Origin of the sequence: Micromonospora aurantiaca ATCC 27029 (assembly GCF_000145235.1) — a bacterium.
In the GTDB taxonomy this organism is placed as follows: domain Bacteria; phylum Actinomycetota; class Actinomycetes; order Mycobacteriales; family Micromonosporaceae; genus Micromonospora; species Micromonospora aurantiaca.
This window is the reverse complement of the sequence record NC_014391.1, coordinates 1,044,754-1,064,469: the sequence shown is the minus strand read 5'-3', so window position 1 is coordinate 1,064,469 and position 19,716 is coordinate 1,044,754. Positions and strand designations below refer to the sequence as shown.

Here is a 19,716-nt window from a genome sequence, read left to right as displayed (position 1 = left end):
CCCAGACGCGTGAAGGCCGGCACCCCGTTGGTTCGGGGTGCCGGCCTTCAGCTTGGTCTCACTTGTTGGTCTTAGCTGTTCCAGTGCTGGGCGACGAGGTCGGCGGCCTGCTGCTCCCACTGGGCGTAGTGGTCCGGGTAGGCCGACACCTGGACGGTCTGGGCGGCCTTGGTCAGCGGCATGTCCTGCCAGCCGTCGACCTGCTTCAGACCCTTCAGGAACGCCGTCGTGGAGTACTCGGGGTCGGTGATCTGCTCCACCGTGCCCCAACCACTGGACGGGCGCTGCTGGAACAGGCCCTGCGAGTCGTGGTCGTTACGGTCACCGAGGTGGCCGAGGTTCTCCAGCTTCGACTCCTGCAACGCCGTCGCGATCGACACGACCGCGGCACGCTCGTCCATACCGGCCTTCTTCGTCGCCGCGATGATCGCCTTCACGTTCTTGGTCTGCTCGTCGTTCAGGTCGATACGCGACTGCTCACCCTGCACACCGTGCGGGATCAGCTTGTCACCCTGCACGCTCACACTGACCGGCTTCGCCACGTGCGTGGTCTCCGCCGCGTGCGCAGCCACCGGACCGGCGAACACGCCACCGGTGAAAGCCAGACCAGCAACACCCAGAATGCTCTTACGCAGAATCGTGTTCATCAGAAGTGCTCCATTCGGGGGTCGACACACCCCGCGGGGGAACGGGGATGCGTGGGCACCGTCAGGCGCTCAAGAAAGTCTTCGGGGGATCCGGCTGCTCGCGAGGGCAGGGGGATGCCTCGTCGCGGCGCCGGAAGCATGTTCAACGACCCGCCACCCGCCACCATTCCCGGAGGCTCAACACGCCACCAGAAAGCGGCGCGGGTTCACGTCGTCGGAACCGTGTCCAACGACCAGCCGGCCAGGATGATTCCCCGCGGCTCACGTCGCCGGAACCTCACTCAACGACCAGCCGCCCCGGGATGATTCCCAAGGCCTTGCAGATACCACCCCACTCGCGGGGCGAGCCTTGCTCGGCCGTTCACCCGGATACAACGCCACCCACCCGCCCGCGATTCCACCCCCAGAGTGCCACCCACCACCCCCGAACCAGACACACCCGCCCAGGTCAGCACGGATCGCACCACACGCACCCGCCCCCGCGCCGTCGATCATGAAGTTGACGCCGACAAACCGGACACCAAACACCGTCAACTTCATGATCGACCCGAGCCAGGCAGGGCTGACCCGGGCGAGAGGACGGCACCCCGGATCACCTGCGCGATCTTGCGGTTCGAGCCCTTCGGGTGCCCCATTCGCGCGGTTTGCGGGGTACGAAAGTGCAAGATCGCGGATGCCCCGGGGGATCCTGGGCGGCTCTTGTGCCCGAGCTGGCGAGGACTCGCCAAGGCTCTAGGAGAGGCCCGCCGATTTTGGAGTCGTGGCACCTCGCGAACGCCGCAAGACGGGCATCATGGGCACCACAACTCCAAGATCGACGAGAGCGCGAGCGCGAGAGCGCGGGCGAGAGGACGCGCGGGCGCAGGCGCGCGGGCGCAAGCTCAGCGGCGGCCGTGGCGGGCGCGTAGGTAGTCGGAGACGACGTACTCGCCCAGGTCGTCCAGGTCCGGGGTGAACATCCGGCCACCCGAACGCCGCGCCACCGCATCCACGAACCGGCGCAGCCCCGGATCGTCGCCCAGCATGAACAGGTTGAGCGTCGCGCCGTACCGGGTCAGCCGGTCCACCTCCCGGATCGTCGCCGAGATCGTCTCCGGCAGCGGCGGCCAGTGGAAGTACGCCTCGCCGTCCTCCGGGTCCAGGTGTGCTGTCGGCTCGCCGTCGGTGACCACCAGCACCACCGGCTCGGCACCCGGGTGGCGGCGCAGGTGCCGGCCGGCGATCCGCAGCGCGTGCTGGAGGTTGGTGCCCTGCTGCATGTCCGGCTCCACCGCCGCCAGCTCCTGCTGGGTGAGCGGCATCGCCTCCCGGCCGAAGCCGACGATCTGCAGCGCGTCCTGCGGGAACCGGGTCGCCATCAGGTGTGACAGGGCCAGCGCGGTCTGCTTCATCGGACCCCACCGGCCCTGCGAGATCATCGAGTACGACAGGTCGACGCACAGCACCACCGCCGCCGACGCCCGCCGTTCGGTCTCCACCACCTCGAAGTCCTCGACAGCGAGCGGCACCGGCACTCCGGGACCGGCCCGTCGTACCGCCCGGGTGAGCGTGCGCACCACGTCCAGCGGCTGTTCGTCGCCGTACTCCCAGGGGCGTGACGCCCCGCTCACCTCGCCTGCGGCGCCCGCCGTGCGCAGGTCGTGCTGGCCGCGCGGGCCGGCGGTCAGGTCGGAGAAGACGCGCCGCAGCGCAGTGCTCGCGAGCCGGCGCAGCGCCTTGGGGCTGAGCGTCAGCCCGTCCGCGTCGCGGGTGACCCAGCCCTGGCGGCGCAGTTCGCGCTCCAGCTCCTGCAACCGGCGTACGTCGTCGGCGGCGTCCCGGCCCAGCGTACGGGCGACGGCCTCCACGTCGACGTCGTCGAGCGTGGCGCCGGGCTGGTCCTGGTCGAGGGAGTCCAGCAGCTCGTCGAGTTCGGCGATCTCGTCCAGCGCGCCGGTGGCCTCGCCGTAGCCGAGGGGCTGGTCGCCGCGGACCCGCTCGCCGCGCTGCCAGTTCATGTCCGGCCGCAGCGACCGCAGGTGCGCGTCGAGCTGGGACAGTTCACCGGAGAGCCGGTCGCCGAGCGACTGACGCATCAGCCCGGCGAGTTCCTCACGTTGCCGGTCCGACAGCGACCGCATGAGCCGCTCACCTGCGGCGGCCCGCCGGGCCAGTACGTCGATCAGCTCGTCGACGTCCCTGGGGCGTTCCGGGAAGAACTCGCCGTGGCGGCGCATGAACTCGGCGAACGCGTCGGTGGTGTCCTCGGAGCGGGCGTGCCGGGCGAGCAGGTCGTTGAGGTCGCGCATCATCTCGGCGAGCTGCCGCTGGACGGCCGGGTCGGCCGTGGCCCGTGCCGCGTCGCGCAGCCCGGCGAATCGCTGCTCCAGCACGTCGCCGCGCAGCCCGTCGAGGATCCGCTGGTACGTCTGCCGCGCCTCGGCGCTGGCCCAGTCGTACTCGGAAAGCTCCGACACCGCGCGGGCGGTGGAGCGGGGCAGGTTGTCGAGCACGGCCTCGGCGAACCGGGCGTCGTCGCCGTCGCGGCCGCGCAGCTCGTCGCGTTCGGCGGCGAGCGCCTGGTCGAGCAGTGCCCGGGCCCGGGTGACGGCGCCGTCGAGGTCGCCCCGGCGCAGCGCCTCCCGGCGCAGGCGGCGGGCGCGGGCGGCCAGGTCGTCGAGCCCGCCACGCCCCTGCGGGCCGCGTCGCAGCAGCTCGCGCAGCGATTCGCGCAGGCTGCCGCCGGCGAGCACGTCCGAGCCGACCGCGTCCACAGCGGCGCGTACGTCGTACGGCGGGGCGAGCGGGTCGGGTCCGCCGCGCCACTGCCCGTACCGGAAGCGGTTGCCGCCGGCCACTGTCAGTCCCGGTCCCCGTAGACGGTGCGCCCGGAGTCGGTGACGTCCTTGCCGAGCCGGCGGGTCAGGTGCAGCCCTTCCAGCACGAACTCGATGCCGGCGGCCGCCTCCTCCGGGCTGGGCGCGTCGCCGAGCCCGAGCCGGTCGAGCACCTTGGCCAGCCCCGGCACGGTGCCGACCTGGCGCAGCAGCTCGGACGAGGAGACCAGCTCGCCGGTCTCGACGGCGCCGCCCTCGGCGACGATCGCGGTGAAGCCGGACAGGTCGAGCCCGGCGAGCCGGGCGCGGAACGTCTCGGCGGTGGCGGTACGCAGCAGGTGCGCGAGCACCTCGATCTCGCGTCCCTCCTCGCCGCTCTCGAACTCGACCTTGCCGCGCAGCGTGGAGGTCACCGACACGGTGTCCCCGATCCGGGCCACAGGCGCCTCCGGCCGGGACGCCGCCCCAGCCGCCCCACCCGAGGCACCGACGCCGGCACCAGCGCCGGCAGAAGCACCGGCCAGCAGACCCGAACGGCGCAGCGCGGCGGCGGCCACCGTCTCCGCGGCGGCGATGGCGAACCGGGCGGACACACCGGAGCGCGGGTCCACCGACGGCGACTCCCGCACGTCGCGGGCGAACCGGGCCAGCACCTCCAGCACGTGCTCCGGCACGACGGCGACCAGGTCGGCCTCCTGCCGGATCAGCGCCAGCTCCAGGTCCAGGTCGAGCGGGTAGTGGGTACGGATCTCCGCGCCGAACCGGTCCTTCAGCGGCGTGATGATCCGGCCCCGGTTGGTGTAGTCCTCCGGGTTGGCACTGGCCACCAGCAGCAGGTCCAGCGGCAGCCGTAGCTGGTAGCCGCGGACCTGGATGTCGCGTTCCTCCAGCACGTTGAGCAGCGCCACCTGGATGCGTTCGGCCAGGTCGGGCAGCTCGTTGACGGCGAAGACGCCCCGGTTGGTACGCGGTACGAGCCCGAAGTGGATGGTCTCCGGGTCGCCGAGCGTGCGCCCCTGGGCGAGGCGGATCGGGTCGACGTCGCCGATCAGGTCACCGACGCTGGTGTCCGGCGTGGCGAGCTTCTCGCCGTACCGCATCGAGCGGTGCAGCCACCCGATCGCCAGGTCGTCGCCGGCCGAGTCGACGAGCGCCTGGGACGCCGGGGTGAGCGGGTGCATCGGGTGCTCGTTGAGTACCGAGCCGGGGATCACCGGGGTCCACTCGTCCAGCAGCGCGCCGAGCGAACGGATCAGCCGGGTCTTGCCTTGCCCGCGCTCGCCGAGCAGCACCATGTCGTGCCCGGCGAGCAGCGCGCGCTCGACCTCGGGCAGCACCGTGTCCTCGTAGCCCACGATGCCGGGGAAGCGGTCCTCGCCGGAGCCCATCCGGGCGAGGAGGTTGTCTCGGAGTTCCTGTTTGACCGTGCGGTAGCGGTGGCCGGTAGCGCGCAACTCGCCGAGCGTGCTCGGCAGGTCGGCGGGCGGGACCGGGGAAACCTGGTTGGGAGCGGTCACCCGATCCACGCTAGCTCAGAATTCGCGTACCGCCCGGGGGTCGGTCCCGCCCCGTGCCGGGACCGATCCTCCGGGCGGCGTCTCAGGCGCGACGTCGCAGGTGGTACGCGTACGCGGCACCGGCCAGCGTGACCGCCCAGACCGGCCACAGCACCATCGGCAGGGCGGCGGCGTTGCCCTCCCTGATCAGCTCGGCGAACTGCGGCGCGGCGAGCAGGTCGAGGCTGGCCGCCAGCACGGCGAGCGCGACCAGCCCGGCCGGGATCACCGCGAGGAGCACCGGCACCCGCCGGCCCGCCAGCCCGGGCATCCAGCGCGGGAACCGCTCTCCCCAGCGGGCCACCAGTCCGAGCGTGAGCACCGCGCCGACCACGGCGAACGCGCCCAGCCCCGCGCCGGCCCAGATCGCACCGTCGGCCCGCATCTCGGCGAGCGTCTCCCGGGACATTCCCAGCGGGACACCGGCCAGCCAGGCGAACCGGGTGAACGCGTAGAGCACCGGGACGACGGCCGCCGTCCACGTCGCCCACCGGCCCCACCGGGCGGCCGCAGCGGGCGCGGTCCAGCCCGGAGCGGACCCGTCGGCGATCCGGCGACGCCAGCGCAGCAGCGCGCCGGCCAGCAGCATCCCCCCGGCCAGGGCAGCCAGCCGGGCGAACAGCGGCCAGGTGAAGACGTCGGCGTAGTCCACCGAGGGCCAGCCGAACGGCGCCCCGATGATCAGCATCGGCGCGTAGCCGAGCAGGGCGAGCACCCGCATCCCGGGCACCACCACCGCCAACGCGAGGGCGACGATCGAGGCGTACCCGGTGATCAGCAGGCGCACCGGGCGGGACTGCAGCCGGGCCGGGCCGGTCATGGCCAGGGCGGCGACGGCGCCGGTCAGCAGGACCACCGCGAACAGCGGCGGGCCGACGGCGTCCGGCAGCAACTGGAGCAGGCCGGCGGCGTCCCCGCCGTGCGGGTCGTTCGTGCCGAACGGGTAGCCGGCGCCGGTGAGCGCCGACAGCAGGGCGAGCACGCCCCAGCCGCCGAGCCAGGCGGCGGCGAGCGGGGCGGCCGGGTCCAGCCGGGTGCGGGTGTCCCGGGGAGGTGCGGAGGTGGTGGTCGTCGTCATGCCCTCAGCCTGGACCGGCCGGGCGCACGTTCCCTCCCGCCACGGGGTGGACCCGCTCCCCCACGGGAGGGACCGGTCAGCCGGCCGGGATCACGAAGCCCGACTCGTAGGCGGCGACCACCGCCTGGGTCCGGTCCCGGACCCCGAGCTTGGCCAGCACGTTCCCGACGTGCGTCTTCACCGTCTCGACGCCGACGACCAGCCGGGCGGCGATCTCCGGATTGGACAGGCCGGCGGCCATCAGCCGCAGCACCTCGGCCTCGCGCTCGGTCAGGCGCGCGGCGCGAAGCCGGTCGCCGTCGCGCCGCCCGTACGTGTCGACGAGCTGCCGGATGGCGGCCGGGAACAGCAGCGAATCCCCGGCCGCCACTACCCGGATCGCCTGCACCACCTCGGCCGGGCGGGCCCGTTTGAGGAGGAAACCGGCTGCCCCGGCGCGCAGCGCCTCGTAGACGTACTCGTCGTTGGCGAACGTGGTGACCACCAGGACCCGGGGCGGGTCGGCGGAGGCGGCGAGCAACCGGCGGGTGGCCTGGATGCCGTCGATGGCCGGCATCCGCACGTCCATCAGCACCACCCGCGGTCGCAGCTTCGCGACCAGCGGCGGCACCTGGGCCCCGTCCGCCGCCTCGCCGACGACACGCAGGTCCGGCTGGGCGTCCACGATCGCCCGCAGGCCGACCCGGATCAGTTCGTCGTCATCGACGATCAGCACGTCGATGGTCACCGGACATCCCCTCTCGGCACCGGCAGGGTGGCCCGGACGCGCCAGCGATCCCCGTCGGGGCCGGCGTCCAGCCGGCCGCCCAGCAGCAGCACCCGCTCCCGCATGCCGTCGAGCCCGCGCCCGCCGCGGGCCGGCCCGGCGGCGCCGCGCACGCTGTTGACGAGCTCGATCGCCAGCCCTTCCGGGGGTACGGCGACTCGCAGCGCGACCGGTCCGCGGCCGTGCCGGGCCGCGTTCGTCAGCCCTTCCTGGACGATGCGGTAGCCCTCGCGGGACACCACGGCGGGCAGCGCGTCGAGCGCTCCGTCGACCCGGGACTCGACGTCCAGCCCGGCGGCGCGGGCCGCGGCGACCAGCCGGTCGAGTCCGGCGAGCGTTGAGTGCGGCGCGGGTGCCGTCACGGCACCGGCCTCGCGGAGCAACCCGAGGACGTGGTCCAGGTCGTCCATGGCGCGCCGGCTGGTCTCCTCGATGGCCGTCAGGGCCCGCCGGCTGAACTCGGGGTCGGTGTCGAGCAGTTCCCGCGCGGCGCCGGCCTGGAGGGTCGCCACGGTCAGGGCGTGGCCGACCGAGTCGTGCAGTTCCCGGGCCAGCCGGTTGCGTTCGGCCAGCCGTACCGCGTGGGCCTCCAGCGCGGCGATCCGCTCGGCCTGGGCCGGGCCGAGCAGCACCGGCGCCATCGAGGCGGCGAGCGCGCCCAGGCCGGCCACGGCGTAGCCGAGCCCGGCCAGCACGGCCAGGCCGGCCAGCCCGGCCTGGACCGGGTGCGCCGGGTCGACGGGGCCGAACCGCTGGTCCGCCACGGCGCCGGTGTCCATCCCGGCCAGGCCGGCGACGAAGACCAGCGCCATCGGGAACGCGCTGATCGCGGCGAACCACACCACCGCGCCGGTGCCCAGGTGCAGGGCGATCCAGAGCGCGGCGCGCAGCCGGGTCTCCCGGTCGATCCGGTGCCCGGGCGCGGGCTCCGGCAGGTCGACGGCGAGCAGCGCCCGGGCGGCGGCGATCTCCAGCGCCCGGCTGCCGGCCAGGAACACCGGCACCACGGCGAGCCCGGCAGCCACCAGCAGCAGGCCGAGCACGAGCGGGCGGGGCGCTGTCGCGTTCCCCAGCATCTGCGCGAAGACCACCGCCAGCAAGGCGTACGGCAGGGCGAGCACGCCACCGAGGAGCAGGAACACGGCACGGCGCCAGGTGCTGGCGCGCACCAGCGGCGCGAACACCCCCCGGACCGTCACCCGGTCATTGTCCGCCCCGTCGTACCGGTCCGGCTCCCCCGTGCCGGGGAGATTCCGGCCGGCTCACCCGCCCAGGCGGGCGCGGACCATCCGGGGTACGGCGGCCAGCCCGGTGACCGGGCGGAACGCGTGTGCGGCGGCGACGAGTGCGGCGTACTCGTCGTCGGCGAGGTCGATCTCGGCGGCGGCCGCGTTGCGTTCCATCTGCTCGACCCCGGAGGCACCCGGGATGGCCACCACGTTCGGGTGCCGCAGCACGTACGCGAGCGCGATCTGGCTCGGCGTCGCGTCGTGCGCGTCGGCGACCTCGCGCAGCGTGGCGATCAGCGCGGTGCCGCGTTCCAGATTCTCCGGCAGGAAGTACGGGTTGGCCCGGCGTACCGCCCCGGCGGGCGGGTTCGTGGCGTCGTAGCGGCCGGAGAGGAAACCCTGCGCCAGCGGGGAGTACGCGATGACGATCCGGCCGGCCTGCTCCGCGTACGGGATGAGGTCTTCCTCGGGGCCGCGGTCGATCATGCTGTAGCGGACCTGGTTGCTCAGCACCCGGCGGCCCAGCGCGGCCTCGGCGAACCGCCACCGGCGCAGGCCGTAGTTGCTGACGCCGACCTCGCCGACCAGCCCGACGTCCTGCAACGAGCGCATGCCGCGCATGGTGGTGGTGTCGGCGACCACCGGGTTGGCCTGGTGCACCTGGTAGAGGTCGATGCCGTCGACGCCGAGCCGGGCGGCGGAGGCGACAGCGCGCTGCTGCACCACCGGCGCGACCGGCAGCAACGGGAAGATCTTGGTGGCGACCACGACCTTGGCCCGGTCGTCGCCCAGGGCCGCGCCGAGGATGCGCTCGCTGCGGCCGAAGCCGTACAGCTCGGCGGTGTCGAACAGGGTGACGCCCAGGTCGAGCGCCCGCCGGACGATCTCGGCGGCGCGGCGCTCGTACTCGGGGCCGTAGCCCCACTCCTTGGAGCCGAACTGCCAGGTGCCGAGGCCGATCTTGGAGATGGGCTTGGGGGTGTCGAGCCGCACGTAACGCATGAGGCCGAACGTACCCGCGCCGCTGCGTGCGCACTCCGGTCCGGACAGAATGGCCTGGTGACCTACCTCGCCAGCGACGACCGTTACCACGAGATGATCTACCGGCGCACCGGCCGCAGCGGGCTGAAGCTGCCTGTCATCTCCCTCGGCCTGTGGCACAACTTCGGACCGGACCGCCCCTTCGAGCGGCAGCGCGACATCGTCCGCCGCGCCTTCGACCTCGGCATCACCCACTTCGACCTGGCGAACAACTACGGCCCGCCGCCCGGTTCGGCGGAGGAGAACTTCGGCCGGCTGCTCGCCACCGACCTGAAGCCGTACCGGGACGAGCTGGTGATCTCCAGCAAGGCCGGGTACCTGATGTGGCCCGGCCCGTACGGCGAGTGGGGTTCGCGCAAGTACCTGATCTCGTCGCTGGACCAGTCGCTGCGCCGCCTCGGGCTGGACTACGTCGACGTCTTCTACTCGCACCGGTTCGACCCGGAGACTCCGCTGGAGGAGACGATGGGCGCGCTCGACGCGATCGTCCGCTCCGGCAAGGCACTCTACGTGGGCATCTCCAACTACGACTCGGAGCAGACCGAGCGGGCCGCGGCGATCCTCCGCGACCTGGGCACGCCGCTGCTGATCAACCAGCCGTCGTACTCGATGATGAACCGCTGGACGGAGAGCGACGGCCTGCTGGACACGCTGGAGAGCGTCGGCGCCGGCTGCATCGCGTACAGCCCGCTCGCCCAGGGCCTGCTCACCGACCGTTACCTGAAGGGCATCCCGGCCGACTCCCGGGTGCGCACGAGCGTCTTCCTGAACGAGAGCGACCTCGACGACGAGACGATGGCGACGGTCCGAGGGCTCGCCGCGGTGGCGCAGCGGCGCGGGCAGACCCTGGCCCAGCTCGCCCTGGCGTGGGCGCTGCGCGACCCGCGCATGACCAGCCTCATCATCGGCGCGAGCAGCGTCGGGCAGCTGGAGGGCAACGTGGCCGCGCTGAACAACCTCGACCTCGCCGGGGACGACCTGGCCGAGATCGAGCGCCTGCTCGGCTGAGTCACCAGATGCGGCGCCGCCCGGCGCGGTGGTTGCGGACACCGCACGGCCGCCCGGGCGGCGGCCCGCCGGTCCGTCGCAGTCCGACCACCGCCGCCGCGAGCAGCGCGACGACGAGCGCCGCCGCGCCGACCAGGAGCGGCCGGGACAGCGGTCCGCCGTCGGTCACCGTCGCGACCGGCACCGCCGGCTCGTCGTCGGCCGCCGGAACGGCGAGGGTACGCGGGGGCGACGCGCTCGCCTTCGGCGCTGCCGACGGCGGGTCCGACGCACCGCGTGCCGCCCGGAAGATCACGTCCGAGCAGGAGTAGTACGTGTCCTGGGTGTCCGAGTTCTGCCAGATCACATAGACGATGTGCCGGCCGCTACGGTCGGCCGGCAGCCGCCCCCGCATCTCGTACGCGCCCGCGCGGATCGGCGGGTCGGTGACCTGAAGGAACGGCTTCTCCTCCAGATCCGCCCAGGTCAGCGAGCGCCGAGGCGAGTACGAGCCGGTGGTGACGTAGTACCGGAACGTGCCCCGGTGCGGAATGGTGGTGCGGTAACGGAACGTGTGCCGGGCACCGGCCGTGAGCGTGGTGGCGGGCCAGTCGGCGCGCGCCAGGTCCAGTCCCCGGTACGCGGACAGCCCGCCGCTGCACAGCTCCCCGTCCGGGATGCGTTCCCGGTCCCGCCCGTCGATCCGCGCCACCCGGATGTTGTCCCACTCGCGTACCGCCGCTCCGGCGGCGACCGCGGCCCGGCAGGCGGGCGTCTGCGCCCGGCCACCCTCGGGCCCGCACGCGGCGGCCCGGCTCAGCGGGCTGGTCGGCGCACCGTGCGCCGCGGCCGGCGCGGCGGTCAGCGGCACCGTCGCGGCGACGGCGGCGAGCGCGGCGAGCGCGCGACGTGCGGCCATGTGATCGACCTCCCGCGCACTGGTACGGCCGCGAGCCGCCAAAGGTTCGATCCACGCCGATCGGCCGGGGCGGCATGACCGAACGGACAACCGGGGCGGCGACGGACACCTGATGGGCCCTACAGTGACGAAACCCTGTGATCGAGGAGCGTCCCTTGTCCGAGCCGGCCCCGTCCCCCGAGCCGTCCCGCGCCGCCCCCGCGGCCGGGCCCGCGCCGGGCGACGTCCCCGCCCCCGCACAGCCGTACCTGCTGGTCCTGCCCACGATGGAGGGCGCTCCCGCGCCGGTGCCCTGGCCGGGCGCCGAGGGGCAGCCCGGCTGGGCGATTCCGGTCACCGTGCCACCCGGCACCCAGGGGTACGCGTTGTTCCTCCCGCTGGTCCCGGCGACCGGCCAGCAAACGGCGACCGGCCAGCCTGCGGCGGCGGTGCCCGCCCAGGCCACAGCGCCCGCCGCCGAGCGCTCCCCGCAGGAGGGCGCTGCGACGGCAGCGACAGGTAGTGGAAAGCCCGCCGCCGCACCGGCCGACCGGCCGACGGGCGGAGAGGCCGTCGCCGCCCCGCCGGACGCCGCTCCGGGCACCACCCAGGCGGCCGGCTCGAAGCCGTCCGTCGCGAGCGCCGACGCAGCGGGGGCGGCCACGGCCGGCTCCGGTGAGGCCGGCGCGCGTCCCGGCGACGGCGCTCCGCAGACGGCCACTTCCGCGACCTCAGACCCGGCGAGGGCCTCGCAGACGCCTGCCGCTCCCGTGGGCACGCAGCCGGCCTCCGGGTCATCGGCAGCGCCGGGCACGCAGCCGGGCTCCGGGCCGCCGTCCGCGCCGGGTGCGCAACGTGCTCCGGGCACGCCGCCTCCGCACGGCGGTGGGCCGGTGCCCGCGCCGCCGTACCCCGGAATGGGGTGGAGCGGGCACCCGCAGGCGCCGACGTGGGCGCCGCGACCTCAGGTGCCGCGGACCTCGTTCCTCGGCGCGCGGTGGCCGGGCCCGAAGGCAGCGACCGGGCGGGCCGTGCCGCTCGCGGTGCTGGCCGCCGCGGTCGGCAGCGCGGTCTTCGTGCCGCTGGGCCGCGTCGGCGTCGGCTGGTTCCTGGGGTGGCTCACGCTCACGCTCGCGGTGGTGCTGGCGGTCCGGTCGAAGACCGCGGAGCTGCCGCGCGCCGACAAGCTCATCCGGGCCGGGTGGGCGGCGGCCGCGCTGGCCCTGATCGCCGTGCCGGCGTTCCGCAACGCCTGGTGGCTCGTGACGTTCTGCGTGCTCGGCGCGCTCGGCTGCGCCACCCTCGCGATCATCGGCGGGCGGCTGGTGCGCTCGGTCCTGTTCGGCCTGGTGGCGACGCCGTTCGCGGCGTTGCGCGGCCTGCCATGGGTACGCCGGCACATCACCGCCTCGCCGCAGGAGGCGACGGTACGCAAGGTGACCGTCTCGGTGGTCGCCACGGTCGTGGTGCTCGTGGTCTTCGGCAGCCTGCTCGCGTCGGCCGACGCGGCGTTCTCCGAGGCGCTCGGCTCGCTCGTCCCCGAGATCAACCTCGGTACGGTGTTCGGCTGGCTGTTCCTCGCAGTGGTGGGCGGGCTGATCGCTGTCGCCGCGCTCTACACGCTCGCCGCGCCACCCGACCTGTCCACGTTGGATCGCGAGGGTGAGCGCCGTCTCGGCCTGCTGGAGTGGGCCCCGGCCATCGGCGCGCTCACGCTGCTGTTCGCCGGGTTCGTGGTGGTGCAGTTCACCACGCTCTTCGGCGGGCAGCAGCACGTGCAGCGGGTCGCCGGGCTCAGCTACGCCGAGTACGCGCGTAGCGGCTTCTGGCAGCTGCTCTTCGTCACGCTGCTGACCGTGGCGGTGCTCGGCGGGGTGAGCCGCTGGGCACGCCGGGAGCGGCCGGTCGAGCGGATCATGCTGCGCGTGCTGCTCGGGCTGATCAGCGCGCTGAGCGTGGTGATCGTGGCGTCGGCGCTGTCCCGGATGTGGACGTACCAGAAGGTCTACAGCTTCACCGGCGAGCGGATCTTCGTGATGGCGTTCGAGATGCTGCTCGGCACGGTCTTCCTGATGATCATCGCGGCCGGCGTCAAGTGGCGGGGCCGGTGGATTCCCGGCACCACGCTCGCGCTGGCCGTGGCGATGCTGCTCGGCCTGGCCGTGCTCAACCCGGAGGACTACGTCGCCCGCCGCAACACGCTGCGGTACGAACAGACCGGCAAGATCGACGCCTGGTACCTGCGGGCGTTGTCCGCCGACGCCACCCCGGCGCTTGCCAAGCTCCCCGACCCGGTACGCCGGTGCACGCTGAGCTGGATCGCCGACGACCTCGCCGAGCCCGACCCCTGGTACGCCTGGAACCTGGGCCGCCAGCGCGCCCGTAAGGCCCTCGACGAGGTTGGCCCGCAGGCGATCGGCGGTCCGAAGGACTGCCGACGGGCTGACCAGTTCGACCTGCCGAAGACGCGGCGTCCCCGCTGACGTCGCAGGCCGGGCCGCGGACGACCGCGGCCCGGCCCACCGGCAGCCGTCCGGCGACCGTTCATCCGCTCCTCACCTCGACGCCACGGCGGGCACCGACTCCGCACCTAGCTTCGGCTGCGCGAACGACAACCGAGGTAGCGGAGGTTTCTCCATGTCCACCCGTCAGCTCGTGACGGCACTCGTCGCCGGCGCGGTGCTCGCCGTGCCGGGCGTCGCCCACGCAGGTCCGGCCGACCGTCCCGGCGTACCGCCGCAGCGGACCCACTTCGACCTTCAGGCCCACCGTGGCGGCATCGGGATGACCACCGAGGAGACACTCGCCGGGTTCGCCAAGGCGATGCGCCTCGGCGTCACCACGTTGGAGCTGGACACCCAGGTCACCCGGGACGAGAAGGTGGTAGTCACGCACGACCGGCAGGTCAGCGCGCAGAAGTGCCGCGACACCGCCCCGGTGCGGCCCGGCGACCCGGCCTACCCGTACGTCGGGAAGTACATCAAGGACCTCACGCTCGCGCAGATCAAGACCATGGACTGCGGCTACCAGCAGTTGCCCGGCTTCCCCGAGCAGGAGCAGATCGCCGGTGTCCGGATGGCCGAGCTGCGCGACGTGCTCGACCTGGTGAAGCGCTACCGCGCGCACGGGATCACGCTCAACATCGAGACCAAGGTGGAGGCGGGCGCGCCCGAGCAGACCGCGCCGCGTGAGCTGTTCGTCCGGCGGGTCTTCGAGGAGATCCGGCGCTCGGGCATCGAGCGGCAGGTCACCATCCAGTCCTTCGACTGGGGCGCGCTGCGGGAGATGCACCGGCTCGCACCGCGCTGGCCGCTCGTGGCGCTGACGAACTACGACTTCCTCCAGGTCGGCAAGCCGGGCGCGTCGCCGTGGCTGGGCGGGCTGGACGTGGACGACTTCGGTGGCGACTTCGTCCGGGCCGCCGCCGCGACCCCCGGCGTGACCGCGCTGTCCCCGAACTACGGGTTCCCGCAGAACGGCACGATCGCCGACCCGAACTTCCGCTTCTACCCGGACCGCCGGATGATCGCCGACGCGCACGCGCGGGGGCTCAAGGTCATCCCCTGGACCTGCGACGACATGCCCACAGTGGCGGCGCTCATGGACATGGGCGTCGACGGGATCATCACCGACTACCCGAACCGGGTGCGGCAGCTCATGGCCGAGCGCGGGATGCGGTTGCCGAAGGCGTACCGGGCGCGCTGAGGTCCGGCGGCGGCCCGGTCAGGCCGGGCCGCCGCCGAAGCCGATCTCGTTGCCGTCCGGGTCATGGAAGATCACCTTCCGGACCCCGTTGTCGTAGGTCTCCTGCGCTGTCGGCGTCAGACCACGGGCGGTGATCGCCGCGACGCGGGAGTCGAGGTCGTCGACGAAGACCGTCTGCATGGCGTGACCGGCGTGCTCGGGCCGCACGTCGACGTAGAGGTAGCGGTGCTCGGCCAGCTCCCACACCGCCTCGCTGTCGTTTGGCCGGAACTGCGGCGGTGCGCCGAACAGCCGCTCGTACCAGTCCGTCGCCACCGCGAGATCGCGCACCGGGACGCCGGCGAACAGGTCGACAGTCATCCGGCCAATCTATCCGGGTCGACGTGCCGGCGCGGGCTCACGCCGTACCGGCGTTTGAACGCCGCACTCAGGGCGAACGAACTGCCGTAGCCGACCCGCCGGGCCACCGCGCCGACTGTGGCGCCGGGCTCGCGGAGCAGATCGGCCGCGAGCGCCAGCCGCCAGCCCGTCAGGTACGCCATGGGCGGCTCGCCGGCCAGCGCGGTGAACCGCCGGGCCACCGCCGCCCGGGACATCCCCACCTCCGCGGCGAGCGATGCCACCGTCCACGGCCGGGCCGGGTCGTCGTGCAGCATGCGCAGCGCGCGGCCGACCACCGGATCGGCGTACGCCCGGTACCAGGCAGGTGCGGCGGCGCCCGGCCGGGCGAACCACTCCCGCAGCGCGGCGATGAGCAGCAGGTCGAGCAGGCGGTCCAGCACCGCCTCCTGGCCGGGATCGTCCTTGACGATCTCGGCGGCCAGCAGCGGCACCAGCGGCGTGTCCCAGGACTCGCGCCGCACCACCGCGAGCGGCGGCAGCGCGTCCAGCAGCCGCCGCCCGACGGTGCCCCGCACCGGGTACGTGCCGGTGAGCAGCACGGTCCGGCCGTCCGGCCCGTTGCCCCAGGTGCGTACGCCCCACCGCGTCATCGCGAACAGCTCGCGCCCGTCGGGAGTGGTGCAGCGCTGGCCCGGGTGCACGACCACCTGCGGCGCCGTGGCCGGGTCGTCCGCCACCGTGTACGGGCCCGGCCCGCGCACGATCGCCACGTCACCCTCGGTCAGCCGCGCGGCCCGGCCCTCCTCCGGCACGATCCAGCCGTCGCCCCGCACCACGGCGACGAGCGTGAGCGGCGCCTCGTCCCGGATCAGCATCGACCAGGGCGGGGTGAGGATCGAACGCAGCAGGAAGGCGCCCCGCGCACGGGGACCGTCGAGCAGACCGGAAACGGCGTCCACGAGACGATTGAACACAGGATCGCGCGTCCTGGCCATGGGCCGTCTCACCGCGCGGCGGTTCGATGAGGACATGCGACTCGTACAACAACTGACGCTGGCCGGCGCCACAGTCGGGGCCGGGCTGATGGCGGGCCTGTTCGCCGCATTCGCGTACGCCGTGATGCCGGCGCTGCGCGGCGCTGAGGACCGCACGTTCGTGGACGCCATGCAGCGCATCAACGTCACCATCGTCAACGGCTGGTTCCTGCTGGCGTTCCTGGGTACGCCGGTGCTGGCCGCGCTCGCGGCGGTGCTGGCGTGGCGCGGAGCGGCCCGGCCGGCGCTGCCGTGGATCGTCGCCGGGCTCGCGCTGTACCTGGTGATGTTGGTCGTCACCGTGGCGGTGAACGTGCCGTTGAACGATGCGCTCGCGGCGGCTGGTTCCGCCGATCTCGCTGCGGCTCGGGAGCGCTTCGAGTCCGCCTGGGTCACCTGGAACGTGGTGCGGACGCTGGCGAGCACGGCCGGGTTCGGCGCGCTGTGCTGGGCGTTGGTGCTCGCGGGCCGCGCCGCTTGAGCGCCGTTTGCCTGCGAGATGCTAGGAGATGAACCTGTCCGCGTACTCCTCCGCAGGTTCCACGTTGGTGATGACGTCGATCAGGACACCGTCCGGGCCGGCGAGGATGAAGTGCCGCTGTCCGAACTCTTCGGTCCGGACGGGAAGCACGACCTCCAGGTGCCGCAGGCGCTCCCACTCGGCGTCGACATCGTCCACCTCCAGGTTGAGCAGCATCCCACTGGCGACCGGCCCGCGGTAGGCCGCCGGGATGGTCTCGTGGCTGCTGTCCAGCACCGCCAGTTCCCAGTTGTCGCGGCGCAGGCTCACGTACCACTCCGTCTCGAAGGTCGGCTGGAACCCGAAGTGCTCGCGGTAGAAGGCCGCAGCCGAGGTCACGTCGGTCGTCATGAGGACCGGGTACGAGCTGGCGAGTGTCATGGCGAACTCCTTTACATACACTGTGCAGGTAAAGGAATATACATACACGGAGCATGTAAAGGAAGAGTGCGGCATGGCGCGAGCCACCAAGGAGCAGAGCGAGATCACCGGCCGGCGCATCCGGGACGTCGCGACTGCCCTGTTCGCCGAACGCGGCTACACGGCCGTCCGCTTGGAGGAGGTGGCCGCCGCAGCCCAGGTGACCAGGGGTGCGGTCTACCATCACTACCGCAACAAGCAGCACCTGTTCGAAGCCGTCGCAGCCGCCGCGCAACAGCGGGTCGCCGCTGCGGTCGCCAGCGCTGCCGAAGCGGTCGCCGATCCATGGGACGGCCTGGTCGCCGGCTGCCGGGCGTTCCTCACCGCCAGTGTCGACGACACACACCGGCGGATCCTGCTGGTCGACGCGCCCGCGGTGATGGGTTGGCGCACGTGGCGCAGCCAGGACGCGGCCGCTTCCGGGCACCACCTGGCCGAGGCGGTGGCCACGCTGGCAGCAGCCGGGCACCTTGAGGTCAACTCGCCCGAGGCAACTGCCACCTTGCTCTCCGGCGCGATGAACGAGGCAGTGCTACGGATCGCCGAAGCCCCGGACCGGGACGCCGCATTGGTCGAGACGTGGCCCGATCTGCTGCGCCTGCTTCAGTGCCTCCGCGGGCCGCGCACCGCACCCGTCCGGCACGGTTAGCTGGTGGTGCGGCCTTCGAAGGTGACACCGGCAGCACATGGTCAGCACAGAGCCGCGCGACGCTCAAAGAACTGATGGCGCGCATCGGCCATTCGAGCACCCGGGCAGCGATCATCTACCAGCACGCGACCCGTGACCGCGATCACGCCATCGCCGCCGCGTTGGACGCCCTGATCGAAGAGGCGCGAGGCAAGCTCAGCGCCTGATCTGGCACGGGTCTGGCACATTGCGACCCGAGAAATCGACGAATGACAAAAGCCCTGGTGGGAGGCATTATCTCTCACCAGGGCTTTTCGCTTGGGTGGAGCCGAGGGGACTCGAACCCCTGACCCCCACACTGCCAGTGTGGTGCGCTACCAGCTGCGCCACGGCCCCTTGCGGTCGTCCCCGGTCGCCCGGGCACGGACAGAACTATACACACGCCGCCCGGCATGGTCATCTCGCGGGGTCACCCGCACCCGGCTCAGTTCAGCGCCACGTCCGGCGGGAAGTGGGCCACCGCGGCCAGCATGCCGCCCTGCCGGCGCAGCACCATCGGCCAGAGATCATCCGGCCGGTCGACGAAGGCGTCGCCGGGCAGCGCGTCGAACACGAACCAGGAGCCCTCCTCGATCTCGCGCTCCACCTGCCCGGCACCCCAGCCGGAGTAGCCGGCGAACACCCGGATGCCGCCGATGGCCTCGCGCAGCTTCTCCGGGTCGACCGAGAGGTCGATGGTGCCGACCGCGCCGGAGACGCGGTGGAAGCCTTTGACCGGCCGGACGGGGTGCCGCATCCGGGCCAGGCAGATGGCGGAGTCGGGCTGCACCGGGCCGCCCTCGAACAGCACTGCCGGGTCGCGGGCGAGGTCGCTCCAGTCGCCGAGCACGTCGGCCACGGAGACCTCGGTGGCCCGGTTCAGCACCACCCCGAGGGCGCCGCCGGGTTCGTGGGCGACGAGCAGCACGACCGTACGGTCGAAGTTCGGATCCTTGAGCCCCGGTGTCGCGACCAGCAGTCGTCCGGTCATCGACTCCATGGCTCGGCCACCGATCGCCTGCCCCTCACTCTGCATGTCCGACACCCGTCAGCCGCGCGCCCGTACGGGCCCGAGGCCGTCGACCGTCCACCCTGTCAACGCCATGTCACGCACCATAGCCTGCGTCCGGCCCGCTGGTTAAGGTCTGACGGGCGGGTGATCACGACGGATCGAGGGAGGGCCGGATGGCGGCGCAGGCCGAACTGGCGGTGATCGGCGGGTCGGGGCTCTACGCCCTGCTCGACGGGGTGGAACACGTGGTGGACACTCCGTACGGCGAGCCGTCGGGCCCGATCACGGTCGCCGAGGTGGGCGGTCGCCGGGTGGCGTTCCTGCCCCGGCACGGGCGCGATCACCGGTACCCGCCGCACCTGATCCCGTACCGGGCCAACCTGTGGGCGCTGCGGTCGCTCGGCGTACGCCAGGTGCTGGCGCCCTGTGCGGTGGGTGGCCTGCGGCCGGAGCTGGGGCCGGGGACGTTCGTGGTGCCGGATCAGTTGATCGACCGCACCAGCGGGCGCGCGCAGACCTACTACGACAGGGGCGCGGTGCACGTGTCGTTCGCCGACCCGTACTGCCCGGCCGGGCGGCGCACGCTGCTGGACACGGCGGCCGGTCGGGGCGTGCCGGCGGTGGACGGCGGGACCGTCGTCGTGGTCGAGGGTCCGCGCTTCTCGACCCGGGCGGAGTCGCGCTGGTTCGCCTCGATGGGCGGCACGATCGTCAACATGACCGGCCACCCGGAGGCGGTGCTGGCCCGCGAGCTGGCGCTCTGCTACACGTCGATCGCGCTGGTGACGGACCTGGACGCGGGGGTCGAGGCGGGCGAGTCGGTCACCCACGAGGAGGTGTTCCGCGTCTTCGCGGAGAACACGGACCGGCTGCGCGGGCTGCTGCTGGACGCCGTCGCCGCGCTGCCCACCGAGCGGGAGTGCGAGTGCGGAAGCGCCCTGGACGGGATCAAGCTGCCGTTCCCGCTGCCCTGAGCGCGGGAAGCACCCGAAAAGTCG

19 protein-coding genes and 1 tRNA gene are annotated in these 19,716 nt (G+C 73.1%); 7 read left to right on the top strand and 13 right to left on the bottom strand.

Annotation, left to right across the window (positions count from 1 at the left end; all coding sequences use genetic code 11):
- Positions 1 to 71 precede the first annotated feature (71 nt).
- The 7 genes from MICAU_RS05235 to MICAU_RS05205 form a co-directional block, all read right to left on the bottom strand.
- Complete coding sequence (locus MICAU_RS05235) at positions 72 to 647, bottom strand: hypothetical protein (RefSeq protein ID WP_013284248.1); 576 nt, start codon at positions 645 to 647, stop codon at positions 72 to 74.
- Between the two features lie 881 nt (positions 648 to 1,528).
- Complete coding sequence (locus MICAU_RS05230; RefSeq protein WP_013284247.1) at positions 1,529 to 3,484, bottom strand: VWA domain-containing protein; 1,956 nt, start codon at positions 3,482 to 3,484, stop codon at positions 1,529 to 1,531.
- 2 nt (positions 3,485 to 3,486) lie between these two features.
- Positions 3,487 to 4,989, bottom strand: coding sequence for a magnesium chelatase ATPase subunit I (locus MICAU_RS05225; protein ID WP_013284246.1), 1,503 nt, complete (start codon positions 4,987 to 4,989; stop codon positions 3,487 to 3,489).
- A 73-nt stretch (positions 4,990 to 5,062) separates the two neighbouring features.
- A complete protein-coding gene (locus tag MICAU_RS05220) occupies positions 5,063 to 6,097 on the bottom strand; it encodes a hypothetical protein (protein ID WP_013284245.1) in 1,035 nt (344 codons plus the stop codon).
- Positions 6,098 to 6,173: 76 nt separating this feature from the next.
- The gene (locus tag MICAU_RS05215; RefSeq protein ID WP_013284244.1) at positions 6,174 to 6,824 is read right to left on the bottom strand and encodes a response regulator; all 651 of its coding nucleotides are present in this window, start codon (positions 6,822 to 6,824) and stop codon (positions 6,174 to 6,176) included.
- The gene (locus MICAU_RS05210; protein WP_013284243.1) at positions 6,821 to 8,062 is read right to left on the bottom strand and encodes a sensor histidine kinase; all 1,242 of its coding nucleotides are present in this window, start codon (positions 8,060 to 8,062) and stop codon (positions 6,821 to 6,823) included. Before MICAU_RS05210 ends, MICAU_RS05215 begins: the two co-directional genes overlap by 4 nt.
- 63 nt (positions 8,063 to 8,125) lie before the next feature.
- Entirely contained in the window at positions 8,126 to 9,094 is a 969-nt protein-coding gene (locus MICAU_RS05205; protein WP_013284242.1) for an aldo/keto reductase, read from the bottom strand.
- A gap of 57 nt (positions 9,095 to 9,151) precedes the next feature.
- Between MICAU_RS05205 and mgrA the strand changes: the two genes are divergently transcribed.
- Entirely contained in the window at positions 9,152 to 10,141 is a 990-nt protein-coding gene (mgrA, locus tag MICAU_RS05200; protein WP_013284241.1) for an L-glyceraldehyde 3-phosphate reductase, read from the top strand.
- A gap of 1 nt (position 10,142) precedes the next feature.
- Here mgrA and MICAU_RS05195 read toward each other — a convergent pair whose 3' ends face one another.
- The gene (locus MICAU_RS05195) at positions 10,143 to 11,039 is read right to left on the bottom strand and encodes a lytic polysaccharide monooxygenase auxiliary activity family 9 protein (protein WP_013284240.1); all 897 of its coding nucleotides are present in this window, start codon (positions 11,037 to 11,039) and stop codon (positions 10,143 to 10,145) included.
- A gap of 155 nt (positions 11,040 to 11,194) precedes the next feature.
- Between MICAU_RS05195 and MICAU_RS05190 the strand changes: the two genes are divergently transcribed.
- On the top strand, positions 11,195 to 13,501 hold the full coding sequence (locus MICAU_RS05190; protein WP_013284239.1) for a DUF4153 domain-containing protein: 2,307 nt from the start codon (positions 11,195 to 11,197) through the stop codon (positions 13,499 to 13,501).
- Between the two features lie 154 nt (positions 13,502 to 13,655).
- Positions 13,656 to 14,723 (top strand): glycerophosphodiester phosphodiesterase family protein, encoded by a 1,068-nt coding sequence (locus MICAU_RS05185; protein WP_013284238.1) that lies wholly within the window; start codon positions 13,656 to 13,658, stop codon positions 14,721 to 14,723.
- A gap of 18 nt (positions 14,724 to 14,741) precedes the next feature.
- On the opposite strand, the gene MICAU_RS05180 is transcribed toward MICAU_RS05185, so the two are convergent.
- Both MICAU_RS05180 and MICAU_RS05175 read right to left on the bottom strand, forming a co-directional pair.
- Entirely contained in the window at positions 14,742 to 15,083 is a 342-nt protein-coding gene (locus MICAU_RS05180; RefSeq protein ID WP_013284237.1) for a VOC family protein, read from the bottom strand.
- Entirely contained in the window at positions 15,080 to 16,024 is a 945-nt protein-coding gene (locus MICAU_RS05175) for an AraC family transcriptional regulator (RefSeq protein ID WP_083791303.1), read from the bottom strand. The genes MICAU_RS05180 and MICAU_RS05175 overlap by 4 nt, the downstream gene beginning before the upstream one ends.
- Positions 16,025 to 16,094: 70 nt before the next feature.
- On the opposite strand from MICAU_RS05175, the gene MICAU_RS05170 reads away from it, so the two are divergent.
- Positions 16,095 to 16,580, top strand: coding sequence for an anthrone oxygenase family protein (locus MICAU_RS05170; RefSeq protein ID WP_041799175.1), 486 nt, complete (start codon positions 16,095 to 16,097; stop codon positions 16,578 to 16,580).
- Positions 16,581 to 16,601: 21 nt separating this feature from the next.
- Here MICAU_RS05170 and MICAU_RS05165 read toward each other — a convergent pair whose 3' ends face one another.
- Positions 16,602 to 17,000 carry a VOC family protein gene (locus MICAU_RS05165; protein ID WP_013284234.1) on the bottom strand — a complete coding sequence of 133 codons (399 nt, stop codon included), beginning with the start codon at positions 16,998 to 17,000 and terminating at the stop codon, positions 16,602 to 16,604.
- On the opposite strand from MICAU_RS05165, the gene MICAU_RS05160 reads away from it, so the two are divergent.
- Together MICAU_RS05160 and MICAU_RS05155 are read left to right on the top strand one after the other, a co-directional pair.
- Positions 16,999 to 17,688, top strand: a complete 690-nt coding sequence (locus MICAU_RS05160; RefSeq protein ID WP_244879722.1) for a TetR family transcriptional regulator — start codon at positions 16,999 to 17,001, stop codon at positions 17,686 to 17,688. The two genes, MICAU_RS05165 and MICAU_RS05160, sit on opposite strands and share 2 nt — an antisense overlap.
- Positions 17,689 to 17,762: 74 nt before the next feature.
- Entirely contained in the window at positions 17,763 to 17,894 is a 132-nt protein-coding gene (locus MICAU_RS05155) for a hypothetical protein (protein WP_041798816.1), read from the top strand.
- Positions 17,895 to 17,990: 96 nt separating this feature from the next.
- Here MICAU_RS05155 and MICAU_RS05150 read toward each other — a convergent pair.
- Both MICAU_RS05150 and MICAU_RS05145 read right to left on the bottom strand, forming a co-directional pair.
- Positions 17,991 to 18,063, bottom strand: a tRNA-Ala gene (locus tag MICAU_RS05150).
- A gap of 88 nt (positions 18,064 to 18,151) precedes the next feature.
- Entirely contained in the window at positions 18,152 to 18,742 is a 591-nt protein-coding gene (locus MICAU_RS05145; protein ID WP_013284232.1) for a YqgE/AlgH family protein, read from the bottom strand.
- A 149-nt stretch (positions 18,743 to 18,891) separates the two neighbouring features.
- Here MICAU_RS05145 and MICAU_RS05140 point away from each other — a divergent pair, with 149 nt between their 5' ends.
- A complete protein-coding gene (locus MICAU_RS05140) occupies positions 18,892 to 19,692 on the top strand; it encodes an S-methyl-5'-thioadenosine phosphorylase (protein ID WP_013284231.1) in 801 nt (266 codons plus the stop codon).
- Positions 19,693 to 19,716: the final 24 nt, after the last annotated feature.

Bases quoted from the DNA above. Each gene is read 5' to 3' on its own strand.
- MICAU_RS05235 (WP_013284248.1), bottom strand. From the start codon at position 647: ATGAACACGATTCTGCGTAAGAGCATTCTGGGTGTTGCTGGTCTGGCT.
- MICAU_RS05220 (WP_013284245.1), bottom strand. From the start codon at position 6,097: ATGACGACGACCACCACCTCCGCACCTCCCCGGGACACCCGCACCCGG.
- MICAU_RS05205 (WP_013284242.1), bottom strand. From the start codon at position 9,094: ATGCGTTACGTGCGGCTCGACACCCCCAAGCCCATCTCCAAGATCGGC.
- MICAU_RS05195 (WP_013284240.1), bottom strand. From the start codon at position 11,039: ATGGCCGCACGTCGCGCGCTCGCCGCGCTCGCCGCCGTCGCCGCGACG.
- MICAU_RS05185 (WP_013284238.1), top strand. From the start codon at position 13,656: ATGTCCACCCGTCAGCTCGTGACGGCACTCGTCGCCGGCGCGGTGCTC.
- MICAU_RS05180 (WP_013284237.1), bottom strand. From the start codon at position 15,083: ATGACTGTCGACCTGTTCGCCGGCGTCCCGGTGCGCGATCTCGCGGTG.
- MICAU_RS05170 (WP_041799175.1), top strand. From the start codon at position 16,095: ATGCGACTCGTACAACAACTGACGCTGGCCGGCGCCACAGTCGGGGCC.
- MICAU_RS05160 (WP_244879722.1), top strand. From the start codon at position 16,999: ATGGCGAACTCCTTTACATACACTGTGCAGGTAAAGGAATATACATAC.
- MICAU_RS05165 (WP_013284234.1), bottom strand. From the start codon at position 17,000: ATGACACTCGCCAGCTCGTACCCGGTCCTCATGACGACCGACGTGACC.
- MICAU_RS05155 (WP_041798816.1), top strand. From the start codon at position 17,763: ATGGCGCGCATCGGCCATTCGAGCACCCGGGCAGCGATCATCTACCAG.
- MICAU_RS05145 (WP_013284232.1), bottom strand. From the start codon at position 18,742: ATGCAGAGTGAGGGGCAGGCGATCGGTGGCCGAGCCATGGAGTCGATG.
- MICAU_RS05140 (WP_013284231.1), top strand. From the start codon at position 18,892: ATGGCGGCGCAGGCCGAACTGGCGGTGATCGGCGGGTCGGGGCTCTAC.